Origin of the sequence: Apibacter sp. B3546, assembly GCF_009827885.1 — a bacterium.
In the GTDB taxonomy this organism is placed as follows: Bacteria; Bacteroidota; Bacteroidia; order Flavobacteriales; family Weeksellaceae; genus Apibacter.
Genome location: NZ_WINW01000002.1, coordinates 596,885 through 620,021 on the forward strand (window position 1 = coordinate 596,885; position 23,137 = coordinate 620,021).

At 32.6% G+C, this 23,137-nt stretch carries 24 protein-coding genes and 5 tRNA genes; 21 read left to right on the forward strand and 8 right to left on the reverse strand.

Annotated features, from left to right (window positions below; translation table 11 throughout):
- Positions 1 to 23: 23 nt before the first annotated feature.
- From GFU93_RS02690 to GFU93_RS02705, 4 genes are read right to left on the reverse strand one after another with little or no spacing between them, the layout of a single operon-like run.
- Positions 24 to 725, reverse strand: coding sequence for an SAM-dependent methyltransferase (locus GFU93_RS02690; protein ID WP_160567021.1), 702 nt, complete (start codon positions 723 to 725; stop codon positions 24 to 26).
- A gap of 2 nt (positions 726 to 727) precedes the next feature.
- Positions 728 to 2,404 carry a gliding motility-associated ABC transporter substrate-binding protein GldG gene (gene gldG, locus GFU93_RS02695; protein WP_160567024.1) on the reverse strand — a complete coding sequence of 559 codons (1,677 nt, stop codon included), beginning with the start codon at positions 2,402 to 2,404 and terminating at the stop codon, positions 728 to 730.
- On the reverse strand, positions 2,404 to 3,132 hold the full coding sequence (locus GFU93_RS02700; RefSeq protein ID WP_105298049.1) for an ABC transporter permease subunit: 729 nt from the start codon (positions 3,130 to 3,132) through the stop codon (positions 2,404 to 2,406). The genes gldG and GFU93_RS02700 overlap by 1 nt, the downstream gene beginning before the upstream one ends.
- A gap of 7 nt (positions 3,133 to 3,139) precedes the next feature.
- Entirely contained in the window at positions 3,140 to 3,712 is a 573-nt protein-coding gene (locus tag GFU93_RS02705) for a CopD family protein (protein ID WP_160567027.1), read from the reverse strand.
- 356 nt (positions 3,713 to 4,068) lie between these two features.
- Here GFU93_RS02705 and GFU93_RS02710 point away from each other — a divergent pair, with 356 nt between their 5' ends.
- From GFU93_RS02710 to bla, 4 genes are all read left to right on the forward strand, one after another.
- Positions 4,069 to 4,608: a DUF1440 domain-containing protein gene (locus GFU93_RS02710; RefSeq protein WP_160567029.1), complete on the forward strand. Its 540-nt coding sequence runs from the start codon at positions 4,069 to 4,071 to the stop codon at positions 4,606 to 4,608.
- 125 nt (positions 4,609 to 4,733) lie between these two features.
- The gene (hisS, locus tag GFU93_RS02715; RefSeq protein WP_160567221.1) at positions 4,734 to 6,098 is read left to right on the forward strand and encodes a histidine--tRNA ligase; all 1,365 of its coding nucleotides are present in this window, start codon (positions 4,734 to 4,736) and stop codon (positions 6,096 to 6,098) included.
- Positions 6,099 to 6,236: 138 nt separating this feature from the next.
- The gene (locus GFU93_RS02720) at positions 6,237 to 6,671 is read left to right on the forward strand and encodes a hypothetical protein (RefSeq protein ID WP_160567032.1); all 435 of its coding nucleotides are present in this window, start codon (positions 6,237 to 6,239) and stop codon (positions 6,669 to 6,671) included.
- Between the two features lie 61 nt (positions 6,672 to 6,732).
- Positions 6,733 to 7,617, forward strand: coding sequence for a class A beta-lactamase, subclass A2 (bla, locus tag GFU93_RS02725; RefSeq protein WP_160567035.1), 885 nt, complete (start codon positions 6,733 to 6,735; stop codon positions 7,615 to 7,617).
- Positions 7,618 to 7,701: 84 nt separating this feature from the next.
- Here bla and GFU93_RS02730 read toward each other — a convergent pair whose 3' ends face one another.
- Positions 7,702 to 7,986, reverse strand: coding sequence for a hypothetical protein (locus GFU93_RS02730; RefSeq protein ID WP_160567038.1), 285 nt, complete (start codon positions 7,984 to 7,986; stop codon positions 7,702 to 7,704).
- A gap of 159 nt (positions 7,987 to 8,145) precedes the next feature.
- On the opposite strand from GFU93_RS02730, the gene GFU93_RS02735 reads away from it, so the two are divergent.
- On the forward strand, positions 8,146 to 8,553 hold the full coding sequence (locus GFU93_RS02735) for a helix-turn-helix domain-containing protein (protein ID WP_105298055.1): 408 nt from the start codon (positions 8,146 to 8,148) through the stop codon (positions 8,551 to 8,553).
- Between the two features lie 168 nt (positions 8,554 to 8,721).
- Here GFU93_RS02735 and lpdA read toward each other — a convergent pair whose 3' ends face one another.
- From lpdA to GFU93_RS02750, 3 genes are all read right to left on the reverse strand, one after another.
- A complete protein-coding gene (gene lpdA / locus GFU93_RS02740) occupies positions 8,722 to 10,125 on the reverse strand; it encodes a dihydrolipoyl dehydrogenase (protein WP_160567041.1) in 1,404 nt (467 codons plus the stop codon).
- 155 nt (positions 10,126 to 10,280) lie between these two features.
- Entirely contained in the window at positions 10,281 to 10,835 is a 555-nt protein-coding gene (locus GFU93_RS02745; protein WP_160567044.1) for a YcxB family protein, read from the reverse strand.
- Positions 10,836 to 11,008: 173 nt separating this feature from the next.
- Entirely contained in the window at positions 11,009 to 12,547 is a 1,539-nt protein-coding gene (locus tag GFU93_RS02750) for a glycine--tRNA ligase (protein WP_105298058.1), read from the reverse strand.
- Positions 12,548 to 12,765: 218 nt separating this feature from the next.
- On the opposite strand from GFU93_RS02750, the gene rpsU reads away from it, so the two are divergent.
- The 16 genes from rpsU to rpoB all read left to right on the forward strand — a co-directional run bounded on the left by rpsU (position 12,766) and on the right by rpoB (position 23,120).
- Positions 12,766 to 12,960, forward strand: a complete 195-nt coding sequence (rpsU, locus tag GFU93_RS02755) for a 30S ribosomal protein S21 (protein ID WP_055425292.1) — start codon at positions 12,766 to 12,768, stop codon at positions 12,958 to 12,960.
- A 70-nt stretch (positions 12,961 to 13,030) separates the two neighbouring features.
- Complete coding sequence (locus tag GFU93_RS02760; RefSeq protein WP_160567047.1) at positions 13,031 to 13,951, forward strand: tyrosine-type recombinase/integrase; 921 nt, start codon at positions 13,031 to 13,033, stop codon at positions 13,949 to 13,951.
- Positions 13,941 to 14,231, forward strand: coding sequence for a ribosome hibernation-promoting factor, HPF/YfiA family (gene hpf / locus GFU93_RS02765; RefSeq protein ID WP_105298060.1), 291 nt, complete (start codon positions 13,941 to 13,943; stop codon positions 14,229 to 14,231). The genes GFU93_RS02760 and hpf overlap by 11 nt, the downstream gene beginning before the upstream one ends.
- Before the next feature lie 131 nt (positions 14,232 to 14,362).
- Positions 14,363 to 14,436, forward strand: a tRNA-Thr gene (locus GFU93_RS02770).
- A gap of 10 nt (positions 14,437 to 14,446) precedes the next feature.
- Positions 14,447 to 14,529: transfer RNA gene (locus GFU93_RS02775), tRNA-Tyr, on the forward strand.
- Positions 14,530 to 14,612: 83 nt separating this feature from the next.
- Positions 14,613 to 14,685, forward strand: a tRNA-Gly gene (locus GFU93_RS02780).
- 13 nt (positions 14,686 to 14,698) lie between these two features.
- Positions 14,699 to 14,770: transfer RNA gene (locus GFU93_RS02785), tRNA-Thr, on the forward strand.
- Positions 14,771 to 14,946: 176 nt separating this feature from the next.
- A complete protein-coding gene (gene tuf / locus GFU93_RS02790) occupies positions 14,947 to 16,134 on the forward strand; it encodes an elongation factor Tu (RefSeq protein WP_105298061.1) in 1,188 nt (395 codons plus the stop codon).
- A 51-nt stretch (positions 16,135 to 16,185) separates the two neighbouring features.
- Positions 16,186 to 16,258: transfer RNA gene (locus tag GFU93_RS02795), tRNA-Trp, on the forward strand.
- A gap of 14 nt (positions 16,259 to 16,272) precedes the next feature.
- Positions 16,273 to 16,479: a preprotein translocase subunit SecE gene (secE, locus tag GFU93_RS02800; RefSeq protein ID WP_105298062.1), complete on the forward strand. Its 207-nt coding sequence runs from the start codon at positions 16,273 to 16,275 to the stop codon at positions 16,477 to 16,479.
- Positions 16,480 to 16,491: 12 nt separating this feature from the next.
- Positions 16,492 to 17,037 (forward strand): transcription termination/antitermination protein NusG, encoded by a 546-nt coding sequence (nusG, locus tag GFU93_RS02805; protein ID WP_105298063.1) that lies wholly within the window; start codon positions 16,492 to 16,494, stop codon positions 17,035 to 17,037.
- 46 nt (positions 17,038 to 17,083) lie between these two features.
- Positions 17,084 to 17,527: a 50S ribosomal protein L11 gene (gene rplK, locus GFU93_RS02810; RefSeq protein ID WP_105298064.1), complete on the forward strand. Its 444-nt coding sequence runs from the start codon at positions 17,084 to 17,086 to the stop codon at positions 17,525 to 17,527.
- Positions 17,528 to 17,538: 11 nt separating this feature from the next.
- Positions 17,539 to 18,231, forward strand: coding sequence for a 50S ribosomal protein L1 (rplA, locus tag GFU93_RS02815; protein ID WP_105298065.1), 693 nt, complete (start codon positions 17,539 to 17,541; stop codon positions 18,229 to 18,231).
- Positions 18,232 to 18,249: 18 nt separating this feature from the next.
- A complete protein-coding gene (gene rplJ, locus GFU93_RS02820; RefSeq protein ID WP_105298066.1) occupies positions 18,250 to 18,774 on the forward strand; it encodes a 50S ribosomal protein L10 in 525 nt (174 codons plus the stop codon).
- A gap of 52 nt (positions 18,775 to 18,826) precedes the next feature.
- Positions 18,827 to 19,204, forward strand: coding sequence for a 50S ribosomal protein L7/L12 (gene rplL / locus GFU93_RS02825; protein WP_105298067.1), 378 nt, complete (start codon positions 18,827 to 18,829; stop codon positions 19,202 to 19,204).
- Positions 19,205 to 19,295: 91 nt separating this feature from the next.
- Positions 19,296 to 23,120 (forward strand): DNA-directed RNA polymerase subunit beta, encoded by a 3,825-nt coding sequence (rpoB, locus tag GFU93_RS02830; protein WP_160567050.1) that lies wholly within the window; start codon positions 19,296 to 19,298, stop codon positions 23,118 to 23,120.
- Positions 23,121 to 23,137 lie beyond the last annotated feature (17 nt).

A 23,137-nucleotide genomic window follows, 5' to 3' on the forward strand; every position in this document is an offset into this window, starting at 1 on the left:
CACGCTAAAGTGTAAAATAAAATTTAGGCTTGCACTATAAAAATAGTGGGTTCTTTGTGAAAATTTGGTTTTTTAGCTTTCCAATCTTTGCAATATAAAGTTTTAATAGATTCGTTGGGAAGAGTAACATTCGTGGCAATACATAAAGAAGTTTTTGGATTTAAGTATTTAATCAAGTCATCAAATAACGCTTGATTTCGATACGGAGTTTCCATAAATATTTGTGCTGATCTTTGATTTCTGCTCACCTTTTCAAGATTTACTATTGTCTTTTTCCTTTCATTAGAATCTATGGGAAGATAACCGTTAAAAGCAAAACTTTGACCATTTAAGCCACTGGCTATTAAGGCTAATATGATGGAAGAAGGACCTGTAATAGGAACTACTCGAATATCGTGTCTGTGACACCAAGAAACTAAAATATTACCCGGATCTGCTATGCAAGGTAATCCCGCTTCTGAAATTAATCCAACATCCTCCCCGTTTTTCAAAGGCTGTGAAAGATATTCCAATTCCTCTTCCGTGGTTCTTTTATCTAATATTGAAATACTTAATTCGCTTTGAGTTATTTCCGGACATAAAAATTTAATAAATTTTCTGGCCGATTTTTGATTTTCAGCAACAAAAAATTTTAACGTATGTAATAATTCGATTTCTCTCGGAGAAAATATATCTTTGGGTGAGGTTTCACCTAAATAGGCAGGAAGTAAATATAATACAGCCATAATTATTTTTTACTAAACTTTTTTCTTCTTACAAATATAAAAGAACCTCCTACGATAATGACTAAAACGATAGGACCCCCTAAATTTAACCATTGCCAATACGATTTTTCCTGAACAATTAGAGGCTTATTCAACATTCTCATTTGTACCGTCCTGTTTCTTAAAAGCATTAAACCGTGATCATCTAATAAATAGTCCAGGGCGTTTATTAAAAATTCTTCGTTTCCATAAGTAATACCTGTTGAATAATCAAAACCTAAAGGCAAAGGTTGACCTTTTATCACCTGATTTCTTGCTATGTCACCATCGGATATAACGATCATCTTATTATTATTTGACCGGTCCACAAAATTTTTAATTCCACTAGACTCTATCCTATCCTTGTATGCAGAGGTAAATTTCCCTTCAAGCAAAACTCCCAATATTTTAGGCCCTTTATTGTATTCGTTCCAATTTACGTTGTCTCTTTCAACTAACTTTGCTTCCTCAAGTGATATATAGGAGGGTACTCCTTGAAGCGCGGTATAGGAAGAACTTTGATAGAGAATTGTTTTTTTAACTCCGGGAGTATCTAAAGTATCAACGGAAGTAGGAAACTGAAAGGATACCGGATTAATATTTTTGGTTATCGGATGATTATTCAAGGAAAATCCCATAGGAAAATATACCCAAGGAACTCTTGCATTTTGTGCATTTCCTTGTATTTCTCCAACCTGTAAATTTATATAGGTAGGATTTTTTATATCCTTAACAATTCCGGAATTTATCCTTACTCCGTAAGAAAATAATAAATCAGTTAAATTAAGATCATACGGATAAGCCAATATTTTACTGGACTTAAGCAAAGTATCCATTTCGGCATTAACTTGATCAATTGCCCATAGTGTTTTACCTCCACTCATGATATATTGGTCAATCGTTAATTTTTCTTTATCAGTAAAAGCCTTTCTTGGTTTGGCAATCAGTATGGCATCAAATTTCTTAAGAGTTGGTAAATCCTGAAGTGACAAGGTCTGACTATCTTTAGGAAAAATAGGTCCGAAGTTATAATTTTGATGAATTCTGTTAGCCAGGCTGAACATTTCCAATCGGTTCAGTTCTTTTTGATTTACTAAAATGCCTACACTTTTCAAACGTTTATTGGATAACTTATCAATAGCACTTATAAAACCGTATTCCAGATTTTCGATAGATTTAGCCATTTGCTCATCTCCTGTTATTCCTGCCTGAGAAATTATTAAGGGGACTGTTTGCCCTTTGCCTTTATATTTTATAGTTGCATAAGGAAATAAAATTAGTTGAGATGATGCTCCATCTTTTTCAACCCGCAAAGCCGAAGGAGCCATACCCATAGCTTCTAATGTCTCTTGTGATAATTTTTCCTTTATTGGATCTATTAATTGAAAATTAATATTGGAATTTAACCTTTTAAATTCATCCAGCAGACTGAGAGTTTCAGATTGTAATTGTTTAAAATCCGCGGGAAAATCTCCTTCTAAATATACATCAATCTGCATGGGCTCATCAATTTTTTTTAATACTTGACGAGTACTTTCAGTTAACGTATATCGTTTATCCGAAGTTAAGTCAAACCTTTTATAAAAAAAACCACTAGCCAATATAAGTCCTGCAATAAGTAGGATTACTAAGCTAATATTTATCTTTTTTAAATATCTCATTACTTTTTGCTGTTGATTATTCGAATCGATAATAAAAGAAAAACAACTATTACAAAGATAAAATAACCTATATCTCTTGTATCAACGATCCCTTTTGTAAAACTGGTATAATGTTGAAAAAATCCTATTTTTTGCAGGGTATAATCTAAATTTCCTAACAGATTATACGATGCCAAATTTTCAAATCCATAAAAACAAATAAAACAAAAAAAGACACCCGTTACAAACGCTAATACCTGATTTTTTACTAAGGAAGAACAAAAAATACCAATTGAAGCAAAGGTCATAGACAAAAAGAGTAATCCGATATATCCGCTAACAATGATTCCTGAATCTATATTTCCTTTCGGTAAACTTAAATAATTAATCGTATAAACATAGGTAAAAGTAGGAAGTAAAGAAAATAAGACTAGAATTAGAATCGCCCAATATTTACCTAAAACAATAGATGAAACAGACAATGGTTGAGAAAATAACCAGACCAAAGTACCGTTTTGCTCTTCTTCCGCAATGCTTTTCATTGTCAAAGCAGGTAATAGGAACATCAATACCCAGGGAGCAAGTATAAAAAAGTTATTTAATGTAGCCAATCCTACATTGAAAACATTAAAATCATTATCGAAAAACCATAAAAATAAAGAACAGATTAACAAGAAAGCAGCCGAAACAATATATGCGCCTAATGTTCCAAAATATGCCCAAAGTTCTTTTTTAAAAATTGAAAACATACGATTCTTACTTTTTCTTTTTTCTGTTAACTAATTTTACAACTAACATAATTACAAGAACCAGAACTATAAAACTGATCAATAAGCTTAGCCACATTCCCATAAAATATTGTTTGAAAATAACTATAAATATTACGGCAAATAAAATAATAGTAGCAACTTCATTCATCATACGGAGCTTAATAGAGGTTGTAATGAATTTTCCGGCCTTTATCCTCCTAATACACCTCCAACTCCAGTAATGATATAGAGCCAATCCTCCAACAAATACCAGCTTAATATGGAACCATGGTTCTCTTAAAATGTAAAAAGTAATATCCCCGCGAGTATTAATCATCATTAATGTTCCGGTAATAAGCATTATAATTCCTGCCGGAACCGTTATAATATCCCATAAACGAGAAATCATATATATGTATTGCTTTCTAAGAATCTCACGCTCAAGCTCCGGTTTTTCATTAGTATCTATAAAATAAACAAATAAACGTATTAAGTAAAAAATCCCCGCAAAATAGCTTACCATAAAAATAATGTGAATCGCTTTTAAGGCAAAATAACTGGGAATATCAGGAATATGCATTATACAATCAATTTTGAATGCGAATTTAATAAATTTAATATTATCAATACTTTAATATATAACCCTGTGAACAGGTTATATATACACACCATATATTTAAGCTAAAATTATAGTTCTTTGAATGTTTGAATAATTGATATAACTTTTGGTAATAAAGAAATAAGTAAATATTGCTTAACAATCCTATCAATTTTATAAATAAAATTGTAATAAATTTAGTATTATACTGAATAAATGTAAAATTTTAGGCATTTTTTTTGAAAATAACTTTAAACATATGTATTTAGATAGCATACATTAGTATCAAAAAATTGTGTTATTATTTCAATTAATTAATCATTTATATAATTCTGTTTATGAAAAATGCTTTACATCCTAAGAAAAATGTTGCCGTATGGGTAGGAATCATTTCAGGAATCATTTCAGGTTTTATCAAATTCGGTTGGGAAGTTCCATTTCCTCCCCGTACTCCCGAAAGAGATATGACCAATCCACCACAACACCTCCTGGAACAACTGGGAATGTCTCATGACCTCTCCCATCTCATGTATTATTTTAATGATAATCCGCGACCGATCATGAGCTTTATTATTCATTTTTCCTTCTCAATTATCTGTGCAATAATCTATTGCTTAGTTGCAGAATATTATCCTAAAATTAAATTATGGCAGGGAACTGCCTATGGAATATTTATTTACATAATGTTCCATATTATTATAATGCCAATACTGGGAACAGTACCTGCCCCGTGGAATCAGCCTTTTGCAGAACATTTCTCTGAATTTTTCGGACATGCGTTCTGGACCTGGATAATTGAAATTACGCGTAGAGATTTACGAAACCGAATTACGAAACAACCGGATTCCGAAATCCCTCTTAATTCTCCTTTCAGGTAAAAATTTTATATTTCAATATACATGTAAAAAAGGAGCATATGTTTTATGCTCTTTTTTTACCTTGTTTACCTAAAAAAAAATCAAAACATTTCTATACCTTTGTTTTAAAAATAAGACATAAAGAAATGAAACCCGGAATTCCTAAAGGCACCAGAGATTTTACCGCTAAAGAATTACAAAAGAGAAGATACATAATTACTAAGTTACAATCCAATTTTGAAAAATTTTGCTTTCAACCGTTGGAAACTCCTTCTTTTGAAAATTTAGATACATTGACCGGTAAATATGGAGAAGAAGGAGATCGTTTAATTTTTAAAATATTAAACAGCGGTGATTTTCTAGCTGAAGCGAAAAAAAAGAATCCGGATATGTCTCAATGGAGTTCCAAAAATATAATTGGTTCCATTTCGGAAAAAGCTTTGCGGTATGATCTTACCGTACCTTTTGCGCGTTACGTTGCCATGAATCACGGGCAACTTCCCCTACCTTTCAAAAGATACCAAATACAACCGGTTTGGAGAGCAGATCGACCTCAAAAAGGACGATATCGTGAATTTTATCAGTGCGATGCCGATATCGTTGGTTCAGCCAGTTTGTGGCATGAAGTAAATCTTACTTTATTATACGATTCGGCTTTTTCGGATTTACATATTCCAATTGAAATTCATGTAAACAACCGAAAGTTATTGGCAGCTATTGCTCAATATGCATCTATCGAAAATCAATTAATTGATTTTACCGTTGCTTTGGATAAGTTGGACAAAATTGGTTTGGATAAAGTTTTAGAAGAAATGTCAACTAAAGGTATTGAACAAGATTCTTTACAAAAACTTATTCCGATTATTGAACTTTCGGGAACTTTTGAAGAAAAAATTTCGCAATTGAAAGATATACTCACAGATATTGAAATAGGGCAAGAAGGTATTCAAGAGATGGAATTTATTTACAATCGGGTAAAAGAAATTGGACTTACCTCTGCGGAAATGGTCTTCAACCTGACCCTAGCGCGAGGTTTGGATTATTATACCGGAACTATTTATGAAGTGAAAGCTAAAAATATCTCCATGGGATCAATTGGCGGAGGTGGACGATATGACAATCTCACCGAAATATTCGGCGTTAAAAACATGCCGGGAGTAGGTATTTCTTTCGGATTAGACCGAATATATTTGGTTATGGAAGAACTTAATCTTTTCCCTGAGGCTACGTTACACCAAAAACAAATTCTTTTTTTCAATTTCGGTGAGAATGAATGTCTTCAAGCATTGAAACTAATTAAAGAACTTAGAAGTAAAAACATTGCTTGTGATTTATATCCTGAAAAATCTAAACTTCAAAAACAATTCAGCTACGCAGAAAAAAAGGAAATATATTTTGTAGCCTTTTATGGAGAAGATGAAATTAATACGAATACAGTAACACTTAAAAATATAAAAACAGGCGATCAGAAAAATTTATCTATTGATGAAATTGAAGAATTTTTATCTTAACTTTAATGGATTTTATCTCAAATGATTCGCGAAATTACAGTTATGTAACTAGTAATTAATCACATAAAAGCTTTTAAAATTGGCATATTTTTAGATTGGTTTTTCTTTGTTAATTAATTTAATAAAACCAAAATAATAATGAACAAGTTTTTAACTTTAGCATTTCTAGTAATGCTGTCCACATCTGCCTTTGCTCAATCCGGAAGAAAAGAAATGAATAAAGAGTACGGCAGACAATATAAAGAGATAGGCAAAAATCAAAATTTATCCGGATATGAAAAAGCACAAAAAAAACGTGAACTTTCACTTAAACAAAAACAAGATAATTTAAATTACTCGAACTCTCATGATCATGTATACGATCATCACTCAGAGCTTGCCGACAAAAAGAAAAAAGAATTAGACGCTAAAATTGATCAATTAGAAGAAAGATATAAAAGAGATAAAGAAAGAATTGAAAATAACCATCAATTAAGTAAAAATGAAATAAAAATTCAAAAAAACGAACTTGAAAGAACATATAAAGATAAAAAAAATGCATTAGTTAGAGAAAAGAAAGCAATTAAGAAATAAATTTTATTAATGAAATAAAAAATAATTTCTTTATTTAAAAAATTGCATTTAACTTTATCTTATGAAATATTTTAAATTACTATTTTTTCTTTCAATGCCTTTTTGTGTTCTACAAGCGCAAATGCAAAGTTTAGAAAAAAAAATTCATTCCATTACTAAGAATAAGAAAGCCACTGTGGGAGTGGCCGTAATTTTCGACGGAAAAGATACCTTAACAGTTAATAACGATATGGAGTATCCGGCGATGAGCGTTTTTAAATTTCATCAAGCACTTGCTTTGTTGGACTACATGAACAAAAATTTACTTTCTTTGGAATCTAATTTATATCTGAAAAAATCAGACATAAAAAAAGATACTTACAGCCCTTTAGCAAAAGAGTACCCGGAAGGTAATTTTACTATTCCAATTGGCGATTTGTTAAATTATACGGTTTCCAAAAGTGACAACAACGCCTCTGATGCTTTATATTATTATATGAGTGGTACTAAAATGACAGATCTGTATTTACGTACACTAGGAAGTAAAAATTTTTCCATTCAAGCAACCGAAGAGGAAATGAGCAAAGATTTTAATAACCAATATATAAATTGGACGACTCCGTTGGAAGCTGCTCGTTTATTGGATATTTTTATGAATAAAGATATCTTTTGTAAAAATTATAAAGATTTTTTATTCCAAGCAATGACAGAATCTGAACCAGGTTCGGATAAGTTAAAAGCTCTTTTACCTAAAAAAGTTTTAATTGGACATAAATCCGGCAGTTCTTCCCGAAATCCGGAAGGCTTAAAAGCCGCCGATAATGACATCGGTTTTGTTTATTTACCCAATGGGAAACAATATTCTATTGCAGTATTTATTAAAGATTCCAAAGAAGATGATAAAACCAATGCTCGAATGATTGCCGATATTTCTCAGGTAGTATATAATTTTTATAAAAATAAATAATTTTCCATTTAAAAAGTTACATATTTCAAACCGGAATGATTTTAAAAATCATTCCGGTTTTTTAAAACTAACAATAACTAGATATTACGCTATTTCCTTTCTAATTTCATCCAAAAATTCCAATTCGGAACGTGGAATTAATTTTTTAGCTATATCCAATAGATTATATATATCTGTACGCACTTCTTCTTCTAATTTTTCTTCTTTAAAAAACAACGATTTTTGTGAAATATGAATAATGGAGTAAAGCAAAGCTCCCAACTGCACATAATTTTCAAACGCAACTCCCGATCCAAGATCCTCTGTTGCCGGAGCAGATTGTAAATAATGACGCGCTTTATCAAGCCAAAAATCTTTAGTATTTGTCATTCTCACTTGTTATTATACTGTCAAAATTAGCTCATTATTGAGATCGTATTTTACAAGTGCTTACTTGTATAATACAATTATTGAGATGTATTTCACAAATCCATCGCTTTTAGCCGTATTTTTAGTATTTTTGTATACATAAATAAATAGTAACACAGAATGAAATTAGATATTGCTCCTCAAAAAACACATCATGGTAGAAATATCAAACGATTGCGCGAAATGTTAGGAATAAAACAAGAGGCGATCGCTATTGATTTGGATATTACCCAACAATCCGTTTCTGAACTTGAGCAAAAAGAATTTATCGATGATTCTACACTAAAAAAAGTAGCCAAAACTCTTAATGTTCCGATTGATGCTATTAAAAACATGAATGATGAAGCTACTTTTAATTATATCAACACTTTTAATGATAAAGTAGAAAGTTCATTTTTAAATAATCCAATAAATTGTACTTTCAATCCTATTGATAAAATTGTAGAGCTCTATAACGAAAAGGAGGCTTTATATGAGCGCATGCTGAAAGAAAAAGATGAATTATTGGAAAAGTTATTGAATAAATAAAGGATTTCAATTTAGATAAAAGTTTAAAGAGGTTTTAGTGTTAAAATCTCTTTTTTTATTTTACTGATTTTTTTCAAATCATATGTTTTATTTAACTGAATTGATTAAAAATAAAAAAACACTCTCAAATATTGAAAGTGTTTTTTTTAATCTAATGTTATAACTATTTTAACTGTGAATTGCTCTTTTTTCGGTAGCTTCTAAGGCAGCCTCTTTTATGGCTTCAGCATACGTAGGATGTGCATGGCTCATTCTAGCGATATCTTCAGCAGATGCTCGATATTCTAATAAAGTCACGGCATCCGCAATTAAATCGGCGGCACGAGCGGCTATCATATGAATTCCCAATACTTCATCGGTTGCCTCATCAGCCAATATTTTTACAAATCCGTCCGTATCGCCACTGGCTCGAGCCCTTCCTAAAGCACGAATGGGAAATTGTCCTATTTTGTAACTACGCCCCTCCTCTAATAATTGTTCTTCTGTTTTTCCTACTCCCGCAACTTCCGGCCAGGTATATACCACAGCGGGTATAAGATTATAATCTATATGAGGTTTTTGTCCTGCTAACTGTTCGGCAACTAAAACTCCTTCTTCTTCCGCCTTGTGTGCCAACATAGGTCCACGAACCACATCTCCTATAGCATAAATATTCGGAATATTCGTTTGCAAATGTTCATTAACTTTTATTCTTCCTTGATCATCCAATTCAATACCTGCCTTTTCCAATCCAAGATTTTCAGTATAGGGTTTTCTTCCGACAGCGACTAAACAATAATCACCCTCAAACCTGATTTCCTTACCGTTCTTTTCCACTGCTTGAACAAATATTTTATCTCCCTTACGTTCTATCTTGGTAACTTGAGTGGATAAAGAAAATTTCATTCCTTGTTTTTTTAACACTTTCAGTAATTCCTTAGATAAACCGCCATCCATAGTAGGAATTAACCGGTCTAAAAATTCTATGACGGTCACTTCTGCTCCCAACCTTTTGTATACAGATCCTAGTTCTAATCCGATAACTCCTCCCCCGATAACCAATAAATGCTTAGGTATTTCTTTAAGATTTAATGCCTCTGTTGAAGTGATCAAACGTTCTTTATCTGCGGGAGCAAACGGAAGGTTTGCAGGTTTAGAACCGGTGGCTATAATGAAATATCTAGCTTCCAGGTTTTTTATATTTCCTTTCTCATCTTTAACTTCCAATTGATTGGAAGACTTAAAAGTACCCATACCATGAAAAACCGTAATCTTATTTTTATCCATTAAATAATCGATTCCCTTACTTGTTTGTTCAACGACTTCATTTTTCCGTTGAATCATTCTGCTAAAATCAATCGTTGGCTTAGTAATTTCAATTCCGAAGTCTTTAAATTGGTGTAAAGCTTTATCATAAAGCTCGGAAGCATCTAACAAGGATTTAGAAGGAATACATCCCACATGTAAACAGGTGCCTCCTAAATGGGAATATTTTTCCACCAATGCGGTTTTAAATCCTAATTGTGCACAACGAATGGCTGAGACATACCCCCCAGGCCCCGATCCAATGATTACTATATCGAAATTACTCATGATTTATTTTTCTACTAGGTTGGAATTCAAAGATAAAAAATATACATTCAATTTATACATCTCACCTAAACAATTTTATAAATTTAAAATTACTTAGCCTATACCTTTACATAACGTATTAACCATAGTTAAACAGTAAAAGGTCTTAATCGAAATTATTTCCATTTCCAATCCAACATTCTTTTATACGGAATCGATTTTAATTCTGCTAAATCAGCAAGAGTTTTAGTAAGTGAGTCTTTAGCCTCAATTTGAGATTTTGGAATAATAATATTTCTTCCCCTGTCTAATTTTATAAAAAAATGCGAGGGAATTTCATAGATTAGTTCTATATTGGAAATAGGAATTTTTCCTTCATTTTCACCGTTGGAAAGGATTATATCATCCGTTGAAAAAGTAAGTCCAATGGTCTCTAATTGCGTTTTATTAAAATTTCGATAAACAAAACGTTTATAAAATCTTTTATATATCCAACGAGAATAAATCGGATAAATAAATATAAAACCAATTCCAAATACTCCAAAATAAGCGGCTAATGCATAGTTCTTTAAAAAAACAAAAATTACAGCAAGTACAAAAAAGGCAGAAGTCCATAAAAGTAGCCCTTTTTTCCTTTGTTGTTTTACTATTTCATTCATCGAAGCACTAAAAAGCTGATGAGTAAGATAATCATCTGCTGAAATTTTATAAGTATATGTATAATCTTTCATAATTGTAAATGTATGAAATCCGTCGAATTTATGTTAGTGATTTAATAAGTAAGAATAAGATACGTATAAATAAATATTCCTATCTCCCTATATTATAAAATTAATTTATAATTGTAACTAGTAAAGATAGGAATAAGTGTATATGCTCCGTTAGTAACGGAAGCATATTTTGGTTATATTTTCTTTAAAAGAGATTTTAATTCAACATTCTCTCCTAAAATAGTGCGTAAGGAATCTACTGAAACTCTTTCCTGTTTCATAGTATCTCTGTTTCTTATAGTAACAGTATGATCGGAAAGCGTGTCATGGTCAACGGTAATACAATAAGGAGTACCGATAGCATCTTGTCTTCTATATCGTTTACCAATGGCATCTTTATCTTCATACATTACATTATAATCAAATTTCAAATCATTGAAAATCTTTTCTGCATATTCCGGCAATCCATCTTTTTTAAGTAATGGAAATATAGCAACTTTATTAGGCGCTAAAGCAGGAGGCAAACTTAAAACAACTCTTGATGACCCATCTTCCAATGTTTCGTCTTTTAAACATTTAGATAAAAGAGCTAAAAACATTCGGTCTAATCCAATAGATGTTTCCACTACATAAGGAACATAACTTTTATTTTGTTCCGGATCGAAATATTGAAGTTTTTTACCGGAATATTTTTCATGTGCCGATAAATCAAAATCAGTTCTGGAATGGATACCTTCCAATTCTTTAAATCCGAATGGAAAATTAAATTCAATATCGGTGGCAGCGTTTGCATAATGGGCTAACTTTTCATGATCGTGAAATCTATAGTTATCTTTACCCAATCCTAAAGCTAAATGCCAATTTAAACGTTTTTCTTTCCATTCTTTAAAATAAGACAGTTCTGTGCCCGGAGGAACAAAAAATTGCATTTCCATCTGTTCAAACTCTCTCATCCTAAAAATGAATTGTCTTGCCACAATTTCATTTCTAAACGCTTTACCAATTTGCGCAATTCCAAAAGGTAATTTTTTTCTTCCTGTCTTTTGAACATTTAGGTAATTTACAAAAATTCCTTGTGCCGTTTCAGGTCTTAAATATAAATCGGTAGCAGAATCAGCAGTAGAGCCTAATTTTGTCCCAAACATTAAATTAAACTGACGAACTTCTGTCCAATTTTTAGAACCTGTTTCGGGATCACCAATTTCAAGTTCTTCGATTAAAGCTTTAGTATCTGCTAAATTAGTTTCCAAAGATTTAGCTAATCTTTGTAAGATATCTGCTTTTTGCTTTCTATATTCTAAAACTTTAGGATTGGTAGTCTCAAACTGTTCCAAATCAAAAGCTTCTCCGAATCGTTTTCTTGCCTTTTCAATTTCTTTTTTGGCTTTATCTTCAAATTTCTCCGCAAAATCTTCCACTAAAACATCCGCACGAAATCTCTTTTTACTGTCTTTATTGTCAATTAACGGATCATTAAACGCATCTACATGCCCGGAAGCTTTCCAAATAGTAGGATGCATAAATATAGCAGAATCCAATCCCAAAATATTTTCATTCAACTGCACCATTGCTTTCCACCAATACTGTTTAATATTATTTTTTAATTCAACACCATTTTGACCGTAATCATAAATAGCTGATAATCCGTCATAAACTTCACTGGAAGGAAAAACAAACCCATATTCCTTGGCATGGGCAACTACCTTTTTTAAAACATCTTCTTGAGATTTCATATATATACTTGGTTAGATATTTATATTCAACGTTCAAATTTACTATAAAAAATGAGATATTACCCTATAACTGTTATATACCTCTATCAGGAAAAACAAAATATATCTAATAATTCAACCGAATCTTTCGTTGATATTAAAAATAAATTTGCGTTTGCAAATTATCTTCATATATTTGCACTTCGAAAATAAATGAAGAACAAAAAAGAGATGTTATTATGTTAATTATTCCAGTAAAAGATGGAGAGTCTATTGATAAAGCTCTAAAAAAATATAAAAGAAAATACGATAAAACCGGTGTTGTTAAAGAATTAAGAAAAAGACAACAGTTTATTAAGCCTTCTGTTACTAAAAGACAACAGGTAATTAGAGCAGCTTACAAACAAAGATTGCAAAGTCAAGAAGAAGCATAAGAAACTTTTTCTATAAAATATTAGCCTATTTTTCGAAATTATTTTTAATTTTGAAAAGCAGGCTTTTTATATGTTACAAAAATTTCTTGAATACCTTACCTTAGAGAAACATTACTCTTCTCTTACCATACAAAGTTATGAAAGAGATTTGCTGGATCTTCAAAGCTTTCTTTTAGAATCTGAAAGCATTGCTGATGCAGAACAAGCTACAGCCAAACAACTAAGGAATTTCATTATTCATCTATCCAATAAAAATCTATCGGAAAATTCTATCAATAGAAAAATTTCTTCTATAAGAAGCTTTTTTAAATTTTTGCTTAAAATTGGCTATTTGGATACAAGTCCAACCCTACACTTAAAAAATCTTAAACAAAAGAAGAAAGTTTTACTTCCTTATACTGAAGATGAAATTTATTCCATCGAAACTTATATAAATTCTTGTGAGGCAGGAAAAGATAACTCGGATTCCTTTGAAACTCTTAGAAACCATCTCATTTTTGAGATATTTTATCAAACAGGTATCAGAAGAATGGAACTCCTGCAACTTAAAACTTCAACAATCGATTTAAAAAATCACGCGATTAGAGTTACAGGAAAAAGAAATAAAGAAAGATTAATTCCTATAACTCAAAAATTATCAGAGCAAATAAATGCATTTCTAGCCTATAAAATCAATTTTGGTATACCTTATGAATATCTATTTACCAATAAAAACGGTAAAATTTTAAGTGAAAAGTATGTATATAACCTGATTCATAGATATGTAAGCATGGTAACTACTAAGGATAAAAAAAGTCCGCATATGCTTCGTCATACTTTTGCAAGTCATCTCTTACACAACGGAGCCGAAATCAATTCCATTAAAGAATTACTGGGTCACAGTAGTTTAGCAGCTACACAGGTATATACTCATAATACTATAGAAGATTTAAAAAAAGTATTCAACCGGTCCCATCCTTTTGGGCTTAAAAATAAAAAAGATGAAAATTAACGTACAAGCAGTAAATTTTAATGCACAAGACACCCTATTGGCATTTTTAAATAAAAAAGTTTTAAAATTAGATCAATATTACGATAAAATTATCAATGCTAATATATTCCTAAAATTGGAAAACGTTGGAAATAAAGAAAATAAGACTACGGAAATCGTTTTAGAAGTTCCCGGTGATGAATTAGTAGCTAAAAAAACATCCCCTACATTTGAAGAAAGTATTGACTTAGCCTGTGAAGCCGCTAAAAAGATGATACTCAAAAGGAAAGAAAAAATGTAGGTAAAAAATCATATTTTTTTTTCATAAAAATTTGGAAATATTAAAAATTTATCTACCTTTGCAATCCGTTAGACGAAGATAATGATCTTAGAAAAATAACGAAATATTTTCTTTGAAATAAAAAATTTAACGCCGGTATAGCTCAGTTGGCCAGAGCACGTGATTTGTAATCTCGGGGTCGTGGGTTCGAATCCCTCTACCGGCTCGTTTTTGAAGGGGAGATACTCAAGCGGCCAACGAGGACAGACTGTAAATCTGTTGGTTTTTACCTTCGGAGGTTCGAATCCTCCTCTCCCCACAAAAAAAATTAAAAAAAAAATTTTGTAATTCAAAAAAAATTTCTACCTTTGCAACCGAATTACAAAGGTAATCAAAAAATAAGCGGAAGTAGCTCAGTTGGTAGAGCGTCAGCCTTCCAAGCTGAATGTCGCGAGTTCGACCCTCGTCTTCCGCTCAATTTTTTAACAGCCGATGTAGCTCAGAGGTAGAGCGCTTCCTTGGTAAGGACGAGGTCACGGGTTCAATTCCCGTCATTGGCTCTCAATTATCCAAACATACAATCACAAATTTTATTAATAAGCCTAAACTTTCTTAAAGACATATTTACAAAACAGTTGTTTATAAAAAAGTATTTATTTTTTATAAGCTATTGTTATTTAAAAAAAATTGAGTATATTTGCACTCATTTTTGGAAATATAAACAAACATATTTATCATGGCAAAAGAAACTTTTCAGCGTACCAAACCACATCTTAATATAGGTACAATCGGTCACGTAGACCACGGAAAAACGACTTTAACAGCTGCTATTACAAAAGTATTAGCAGAAAAAGGGTTAGCAGAAAAAAGAGATTTCTCTCAAATTGATGCAGCTCCTGAAGAAAAAGAAAGAGGGATCACAATCAATACTGCACACGTAGAATATCAAACAGAAAACCGTCACTATGCACACGTTGACTGTCCGGGGCATGCTGACTATGTAAAAAACATGGTTACCGGTGCTGCTCAAATGGACGGAGCTATTCTAGTAGTTGCTGCAACAGATGGACCTATGCCTCAAACAAGAGAGCACATCTTGTTATGTCGTCAGGTAAACGTACCTAAAATCGTTGTATTCATGAACAAAGTGGATATGGTTGACGATCCTGAATTATTAGACTTAGTTGAAATGGAAGTAAGAGAATTATTATCTTCTTACGATTATGACGGAGATAACACTCCTGTTATCCAAGGTTCTGCTTTAGGTGCACTTAACGGAGATCCAAAATGGGTTGCTACTGTTGATGAATTAATGGCAGCAGTTGATAACTGGATTGATTTACCGGTTCGTGACCAAGATAAACCATTCTTAATGCCAATCGAAGACGTTTTCTCTATTACAGGTCGTGGAACTGTAGCTACAGGACGTATTGAAGCCGGAGTTATTAACTCAGGTGAAGCTGTAGATATCGTTGGTATGGGAGATGAAAAATTAACATCTACTGTAACCGGAGTTGAAATGTTTAGAAAAATATTAGATAGAGGTGAAGCCGGAGATAATGTTGGATTATTATTAAGAGGTATTGAAAAAACTGATATCCGTCGTGGTATGGTTATCGCTAAACCGGGTTCAATCACTCCTCACAAAAAATTCAAAGCAGAGGTTTATATCTTAACTAAAGAAGAAGGTGGACGTCACACTCCATTCCATAATAACTATCGTCCTCAATTCTACGTTAGAACTACTGACGTAACCGGTACAATTACTTTACCGGAAGGAACTGAAATGGTAATGCCTGGTGATAACTTAACTATTACAGTTGAATTACACCAACCAATCGCACTTAACAACGGTTTAAGATTCGCTATCCGTGAAGGTGGTAGAACTGTTGGTGCAGGTCAGGTAACTGAGATTTTAGATTAATTTAAATAAAATCATAACAAAAGAAAGAACTTAAAGTTCTTTCTTTTTTAAGCGGGTGTAGCTCAGCTGGTAGAGCAGTGGTCTCCAAAACCAAAGGTCGTGAGTTCGAATCTTTCCGCCCGCGCAAAATAATAATAAATGAACGGACTCATTAAGTATTTAAAGGGCGCAATAGAAGAATTTAAAGATCACGTCGAGTGGCCTAAATGGTCCGATCTGCAATCCTCAACAACTGTTGTAGCGATTACATCGATCATTTTGGCTATGTTCTGCTTTGGTGTAGATTGGATTTTTGCTAAAGCGCTTCAGAATATTTATTCTATATTAATAGGATTAAAATCTTAATATTAGGAAGCGATGGATGAAATGAAATGGTATGTACTGAAAACGATCAGTGGGCAAGAATCTAAGGTGAAAATGTATATTGAAAATGAAGTTTTAAGATACGAACATCTTAAAAAAAATCTTGGCCAAGTAGTGGTACCTATGGAAAAAGTAGTACAAATTAGAAACGGAAAAAAAATTCGTAAAGAAAAAGTTTATTATCCCGGCTATGTTATGGTTGAAGCTAATTTAATTGGTGAATTACCACATACTATAAAGAATATTCCCGGTGTAATTAGTTTTTTAAGTGCTACTAAAGGAGGAGATCCACTTCCAATGAGACGAAGCGAAGTGAGTAGAATGTTCGGTAAAATGGATGAATTATCAGAATCTGAAGATACCGTAAACATTCCTTTTGTATTTGGTGAAACCGTGAAAGTTATTGATGGACCATTTAATGGTTTTAATGGAACCATCGAAAAAATAAATGAAGAGAAAAGAAAATTAGATGTGATGGTGTTGATTTTCGGAAGAAAAACCCCCATTGAATTAAGTTTCTCTCAAGTAGAAAAAATATAGGCTGCTTCCACAGATATAAATAAAACATTTTTAAGTAAAAATTAAAATGGCAAAAAAAATTTTTAAAATGGTAAAACTCCAGGTGAAAGGAGGTCAAGCAAATCCTTCACCACCAGTAGGACCTGCATTAGGTGCTGCCGGGGTTAACATTATGGAGTTTTGTAAACAATTTAATGCCCGAACACAAGAAAAGCAAGGACAAGTATTACCGGTTATCATTACTGTATATGAGGATAAATCTTTTGACTTTGTAGTTAAAACTCCTCCTGTAACCGTTCAACTTTTAGCAGCTTCTAAAGCTAAAAAAGGTTCCGGCGAACCAAACAGAGATAAGGTAGCATCCGTTACTTGGAGCCAAGTACAACAAATTGCTGAAGATAAAATGGTAGATTTAAATTGCTTTACTATAGAATCAGCAGTTAGTATGGTTGCAGGTACAGCAAGATCTATGGGTATTAGAGTAACTGGGCAAAATCCCTTTAATAATTAATTGTAGGAATCATGGCAGTTTTAACGAAAAAACAAAAAGCAGTAGTTGCTAAAGTAGATAAATCAAAACTTTATACATTAGAGGAAGCTTCCAATTTAGTTAAAGAAGTTAATTATACTAAATTTGATGCATCCGTTGATATAGCTGTACGTTTAGGAGTAGATCCACGTAAGGCTAATCAAATGGTGCGTGGAGTTGTATCTTTACCTCATGGTACAGGTAAAGAAACTCGTGTTTTAGCTTTAGTTACTCCCGATAAGGAAGAAGAAGCTAAAAACGCAGGTGCTGATTATGTAGGTTTGGATGATTATCTACAAAAAATAAAAGATGGATGGACAGATGTTGATGTAATTGTTACTCAACCTCAAGTAATGGGTAAATTAGGTCCTTTAGGAAGAGTTTTAGGTCCTCGTGGATTAATGCCCAATCCTAAAACCGGAACAGTTACCACTGAAATAGGAAAAGCAATTTCAGAAGTGAAAGCAGGTAAAATAGATTTTAAAGTAGATAAATACGGAATTGTACATGCTGCAATAGGTAAAGTATCTTTCGATGCAAAAAATATTCAAGAGAATGCACAAGAAATTATTTCTACTTTAATAAAATTAAAACCTCAGGCAGCAAAAGGAGTTTATGTGAAAAGTATATACCTATCCTCTACTATGAGTCCGGGTATTGCTATTGATCCTAAAGGTATTAACTAATTTTAATTTTACCAAAACATGACAAAACAAGAAAAAACAGAGGTAATTAAAGAATTACAGGAAGTACTTGAAAGTACAAATGTATTATATATAGCTGATACTGATGGATTAAATGCACAACAGACTTCAGAACTAAGAAGAGCTTGTTTCAAAGGTGAAATTTCAATGAAAGTTGTTAAAAACACCCTTCTTAGAAAAGCAATGGAAAATGTAGAAGATAAAGATTTTTCAGGTGTTTTTGAAAGTCTAAAAGGAAACTCTACTATTTTCATTTCAGAAAAAGGAAATGCTCCGGCTAAATTAATACAAAATTTCAGAAAGAAAACCGAAAAACCATTATTAAAAGCTGCTTGGATTGATTCTGCAGTATTTGTAGGAGATGCTCAATTAGAAACATTGGCAAATCTTAAATCCAGAGAAGAGCTTATTGGAGAAATTATTGGATTACTTCAATCTCCAATTAAAAATGTTGTTTCTGCCCTTAAATCCGGTGGAAATACCATTGCCGGTTTGGTTAAAACCTTATCTGAAAAAGAAGAATAATTTCACACTCATAATAAATAGTTGTTAAACAAAAATTAAAACAAAATTAAAAATGGCAGATTTAAAACAATTAGCTGAAACTCTAGTAAATTTAACAGTAAAAGAAGTTAATGAATTAGCTGAAATATTAAAAGAAGAATACGGTATTGAACCTGCTGCTGCTGCTGTAGCTATGGCTGCACCTGTTGCTGGTGCTGATGCTGGTGCTGCTGAAGAAAAAACAGAATTCGATGTTATTCTTAAAGCTGCAGGAGCTAACAAATTAGCTGTTGTTAAATTAGTTAAAGATCTTACAGGTAAAGGTCTAAAAGAAGCTAAAGATGCTGTAGATGGAGCTCCTACTCCAATTAAAGAAGGAGTAGCTAAAGACGAAGCAGAAAGTCTTAAAAAACAGCTTGAAGAAGCTGGAGCTGAAGTTGAATTGAAATAATTCATTCTACCTAAAAATAAAGGTTTAGGCCTCCAATTTAACATTGGTAAGGTCTAAGCCTATTTGTGTTTTAAAGATTTTAATATATCATATGAGTAAATCATTGGCGTCAAAAACTCAAAACCCTAAGAGATTTAGTTTCTCTCACTCTAAAGGACAAATTGAATTTCCTGATTTCCTGGATATACAGGTTAAATCATTTCAGGATTTTTTTCAATTAGAAACCCGTCCTGATCAAAGAAAAAACGAAGGACTTTTTAAAACGTTTACTGAAAATTTCCCTATTTCCGATACTAGGAATCAGTTCGTTTTAGAATTTTTAGATTATTTTGTTGATCCTCCAAAATACTCTATTGAAGAATGCATTGAAAGAGGATTAACTTATAGTGTACCACTTAAAGCACGTCTTAAATTATATTGTACCGACCCCGAACATGAAGATTTTGAAACTGTAGTTCAAGATGTATATTTAGGGCCTATTCCTTATATGACACCAAGCGGTTCGTTTATTATAAACGGTGCTGAAAGAGTTATGGTATCCCAATTACATCGTTCACCTGGTGTATTTTTTGGACAATCTTATCATGCCAACGGTGCTAAATTATATTCTTCCAGAATTATTCCATTTAAAGGATCTTGGATGGAATTTGCTACCGATATCAATGGCGTGATGTATGCTTACATTGACAGAAAGAAAAAACTTCCGATGACAACCTTGCTTCGTGCAATCGGTTATCAAAGTGATAAAGATATATTAGAAATATTTGATCTTGCAGAAGAAGTAAAAATTAATAAATCCAACCTAAAAAAGATGTTAGGAAGGACTCTAGCTGCAAGGGTTTTAAATACTTGGTTCGAGGACTTTGTTGATGAAGACACCGGTGAGGTGGTTTCTATTGAAAGAAATGAAATTATCCTTGACCGTGAAACTGTTTTAGAAAAGGAACATCTTGATTTAATCATAGATTCCGGAATTAAAACTATTTTAGTTCATAAAGAAAACAGTAATGAATTCTCAATAATTCACAACACATTACAAAAAGACTCTACCAATTCCGAAAAAGAAGCTGTAGAATATATCTATCGTCAATTACGTAATGCTGAACCACCTGATGAAGAAACGGCTAGAGGAATTATCGATAAATTATTCTTCTCTGATGCTCGATATTCTTTAGGTGAAGTAGGTCGTTATCGTATTAATAAAAAGTTAGGATTAAATATATCAGAAGATATTCAAGTTTTAACAAAAGACGATATTATCGCAATTGTTAAATATTTAATTGAATTAATCAACTCAAAAGCTGAAGTTGATGATATCGATCACTTATCTAATCGTCGTGTTAAAACTGTTGGTGAACAATTAGCCGGTCAATTTGGTGTAGGTTTAGCTCGTATGGCTCGAACCATTAAAGAAAGAATGAACGTTCGTGATAATGAAGTGTTCACTCCTATTGACTTGATCAATGCTAAAACTTTAACTTCAGTTATCAACTCTTTCTTTGGAACAAATCAGTTATCTCAATTTATGGATCAAACCAATCCACTATCTGAGGTTACCCATAAAAGACGTATGTCTGCATTAGGTCCCGGTGGTTTATCAAGAGAAAGAGCCGGATTTGAAGTGCGAGACGTACACTACACTCACTACGGTAGAATTTGTCCTATCGAAACTCCGGAAGGACCGAACATCGGTTTAATATCTTCTTTAGGCTGTTACGCTAGAATCAATGACTTAGGATTTATGGAAACCCCATACAGAAAAGTTGTTGACGGTAAAGTAGATTTAGAATCCGAGCCTCAATATTTAACTGCTGAAGAGGAAGAAGGAAAAATTATTGCTCAAGCGAACATCAATATGGACAGCGACGGTAAAATTCTTGATGAGAGAATTGTTGCCAGAGAGGAAGCTGATTATCCGGTTGTTGAACCTGATAAGGTGGATCTGATGGATGTTGCACCTAATCAAATTACAGGTATTTCCGCTTCATTAATTCCTTTCCTTGAGCACGATGATGCGAACCGTGCTTTGATGGGTTCAAACATGATGCGTCAAGCAGTACCCTTATTGAAACCTCAAGCTCCAATTGTAGGAACCGGTTTAGAATTTCAAGTTGCTAAAGATTCGCGTATTTTAATTAATGCAGAAGGTGAAGGAATAGTAGAATATGTGGATGCTAACATTATTACTATTAAATACGACAGAACCGAAGAAGAAGAATTAGTTAGCTTTGATTCTGCAAGTAAAACATATAAATTAACGAAATTCAGAAAAACCAATCAAAGTACTTCTATAACGCTTAAACCTATCGTTAAAGCAGGTGATAGAGTTTCTAAAGGTCAAGTTTTAACTGAAGGTTATGCTACCGAAGATGGAGAACTTGCTTTAGGTAGAAACCTTCTAGTAGCTTTCATGCCTTGGAAAGGATATAACTTTGAGGATGCGATTGTTATTAATCAAAGAGCAGTTAGCGAAGACTGGTTTACTTCTATTCACGTAGACGAATATTCTTTAGAAGTTCGTGATACCAAATTAGGTATGGAAGAACTTACACCGGATATTCCAAACGTAAGTGAAGAAGCTACTAAAGACCTTGATGAAAACGGGATGATCCGTATTGGAGCAGAAGTCAAACCCGGAGATATTTTAGTAGGAAAAATTACTCCTAAAGGAGAATCTGACCCAACTTCAGAAGAAAAATTACTTCGTGCCATATTCGGGGATAAAGCCGGAGATGTAAAAGATGCTTCTCTAAAAGCAGAACCTTCTTTAAAAGGTGTGGTAATTAATAAAAAATTATTTACACGTAACATTAAAGACAAACGTAAAAGAGGAGACGAAAAATTAAAAATTGAACAACTAGAATCTGAATTTAAAGTAAAGCTTAATGATTTAAAAAATCAACTATTAGAGAAATTATATGTCCTTCTAAATGGTAAAACTTCTCAAGGAATCTATAATGATTTAAATGAAGAAGTAATACCAAAAGGAGTTAAATTCACTCAAAAGCTTTTATCTAGTATTGATGACTATTTTAATTTAGCCGGAGAAAATTGGACTTTAGATGATAACAAAAACAATTCTATTAAAGAATTGCTTCACAACTATAAAATAAAACATAACGATTTACTAGGTTCTCTAAATAGAGAAAGACATACTATTTCTGTTGGAGATGAATTACCGGCCGGTATCGTTAAATTAGCAAAAGTTTATATTGCTAAAAAACGTAAACTAAATGTTGGAGATAAAATGGCAGGTCGTCACGGTAACAAAGGTATTGTTGCTAGAATAGTACGTGATGAAGATATGCCATTCCTAGAAGACGGAACACCGGTAGATATTGTCCTTAACCCATTAGGGGTACCTTCCCGTATGAACATTGGACAGATTTACGAAACAATTTTAGGATGGTGCGGTAAAAAATTAGGTAAAAAATTCGCAACTCCTATCTTCGATGGAGCTACTTCCGAGCAAATCGATGAACTTACAAAAGAAGCAGGAGTACCACAATGGGGAACTACTTATTTATATGATGGAGGAACCGGAGAACGTTTTGAGCAAAAAGCAACTGTGGGAGTTATCTATATGTTGAAATTAGGACATATGGTTGATGACAAAATGCACGCACGTTCAATCGGACCATACTCATTAATTACTCAGCAACCATTAGGAGGTAAAGCTCAATTTGGAGGTCAGAGATTCGGAGAAATGGAGGTTTGGGCTTTAGAAGCTTTCGGAGCATCAAACATTCTAAGAGAAATTATAACAATTAAATCTGATGATGTAATAGGTAGAGCTAAAGCCTATGAATCAATTGTTAAAGGTGAACCAATGCCGGAACCGGGTATACCTGAATCATTTAATGTATTCTTACATGAATTACAAGGTTTAGGGTTGGATGTAAGATTGGAAGAATAAATATTTCTTTCTTAACT

What these genes read in the sequence shown, in the direction of transcription:
- nusG (WP_105298063.1), top strand. Translation starts at nt 16,492, where the DNA reads ATGGATGAAATGAAATGGTATGTACTGAAAACGATCAGTGGGCAAGAA.
- GFU93_RS02720 (WP_160567032.1), top strand. Translation starts at nt 6,237, where the DNA reads ATGAACAAGTTTTTAACTTTAGCATTTCTAGTAATGCTGTCCACATCT.
- rpoB (WP_160567050.1), top strand. Translation starts at nt 19,296, where the DNA reads ATGAGTAAATCATTGGCGTCAAAAACTCAAAACCCTAAGAGATTTAGT.
- rplA (WP_105298065.1), top strand. Translation starts at nt 17,539, where the DNA reads ATGGCAGTTTTAACGAAAAAACAAAAAGCAGTAGTTGCTAAAGTAGAT.
- rpsU (WP_055425292.1), top strand. Translation starts at nt 12,766, where the DNA reads ATGTTAATTATTCCAGTAAAAGATGGAGAGTCTATTGATAAAGCTCTA.
- GFU93_RS02730 (WP_160567038.1), bottom strand. Translation starts at nt 7,986, where the DNA reads ATGACAAATACTAAAGATTTTTGGCTTGATAAAGCGCGTCATTATTTA.
- GFU93_RS02735 (WP_105298055.1), top strand. Translation starts at nt 8,146, where the DNA reads ATGAAATTAGATATTGCTCCTCAAAAAACACATCATGGTAGAAATATC.
- GFU93_RS02745 (WP_160567044.1), bottom strand. Translation starts at nt 10,835, where the DNA reads ATGAAAGATTATACATATACTTATAAAATTTCAGCAGATGATTATCTT.
- hpf (WP_105298060.1), top strand. Translation starts at nt 13,941, where the DNA reads ATGAAAATTAACGTACAAGCAGTAAATTTTAATGCACAAGACACCCTA.
- tuf (WP_105298061.1), top strand. Translation starts at nt 14,947, where the DNA reads ATGGCAAAAGAAACTTTTCAGCGTACCAAACCACATCTTAATATAGGT.
- rplJ (WP_105298066.1), top strand. Translation starts at nt 18,250, where the DNA reads ATGACAAAACAAGAAAAAACAGAGGTAATTAAAGAATTACAGGAAGTA.
- bla (WP_160567035.1), top strand. Translation starts at nt 6,733, where the DNA reads ATGAAATATTTTAAATTACTATTTTTTCTTTCAATGCCTTTTTGTGTT.
- rplL (WP_105298067.1), top strand. Translation starts at nt 18,827, where the DNA reads ATGGCAGATTTAAAACAATTAGCTGAAACTCTAGTAAATTTAACAGTA.
- secE (WP_105298062.1), top strand. Translation starts at nt 16,273, where the DNA reads ATGAACGGACTCATTAAGTATTTAAAGGGCGCAATAGAAGAATTTAAA.
- GFU93_RS02710 (WP_160567029.1), top strand. Translation starts at nt 4,069, where the DNA reads ATGAAAAATGCTTTACATCCTAAGAAAAATGTTGCCGTATGGGTAGGA.
- GFU93_RS02705 (WP_160567027.1), bottom strand. Translation starts at nt 3,712, where the DNA reads ATGCATATTCCTGATATTCCCAGTTATTTTGCCTTAAAAGCGATTCAC.
- lpdA (WP_160567041.1), bottom strand. Translation starts at nt 10,125, where the DNA reads ATGAGTAATTTCGATATAGTAATCATTGGATCGGGGCCTGGGGGGTAT.
- gldG (WP_160567024.1), bottom strand. Translation starts at nt 2,404, where the DNA reads ATGAGATATTTAAAAAAGATAAATATTAGCTTAGTAATCCTACTTATT.
- GFU93_RS02750 (WP_105298058.1), bottom strand. Translation starts at nt 12,547, where the DNA reads ATGAAATCTCAAGAAGATGTTTTAAAAAAGGTAGTTGCCCATGCCAAG.
- GFU93_RS02700 (WP_105298049.1), bottom strand. Translation starts at nt 3,132, where the DNA reads ATGTTTTCAATTTTTAAAAAAGAACTTTGGGCATATTTTGGAACATTA.
- hisS (WP_160567221.1), top strand. Translation starts at nt 4,734, where the DNA reads ATGAAACCCGGAATTCCTAAAGGCACCAGAGATTTTACCGCTAAAGAA.
- GFU93_RS02760 (WP_160567047.1), top strand. Translation starts at nt 13,031, where the DNA reads ATGTTACAAAAATTTCTTGAATACCTTACCTTAGAGAAACATTACTCT.
- rplK (WP_105298064.1), top strand. Translation starts at nt 17,084, where the DNA reads ATGGCAAAAAAAATTTTTAAAATGGTAAAACTCCAGGTGAAAGGAGGT.
- GFU93_RS02690 (WP_160567021.1), bottom strand. Translation starts at nt 725, where the DNA reads ATGGCTGTATTATATTTACTTCCTGCCTATTTAGGTGAAACCTCACCC.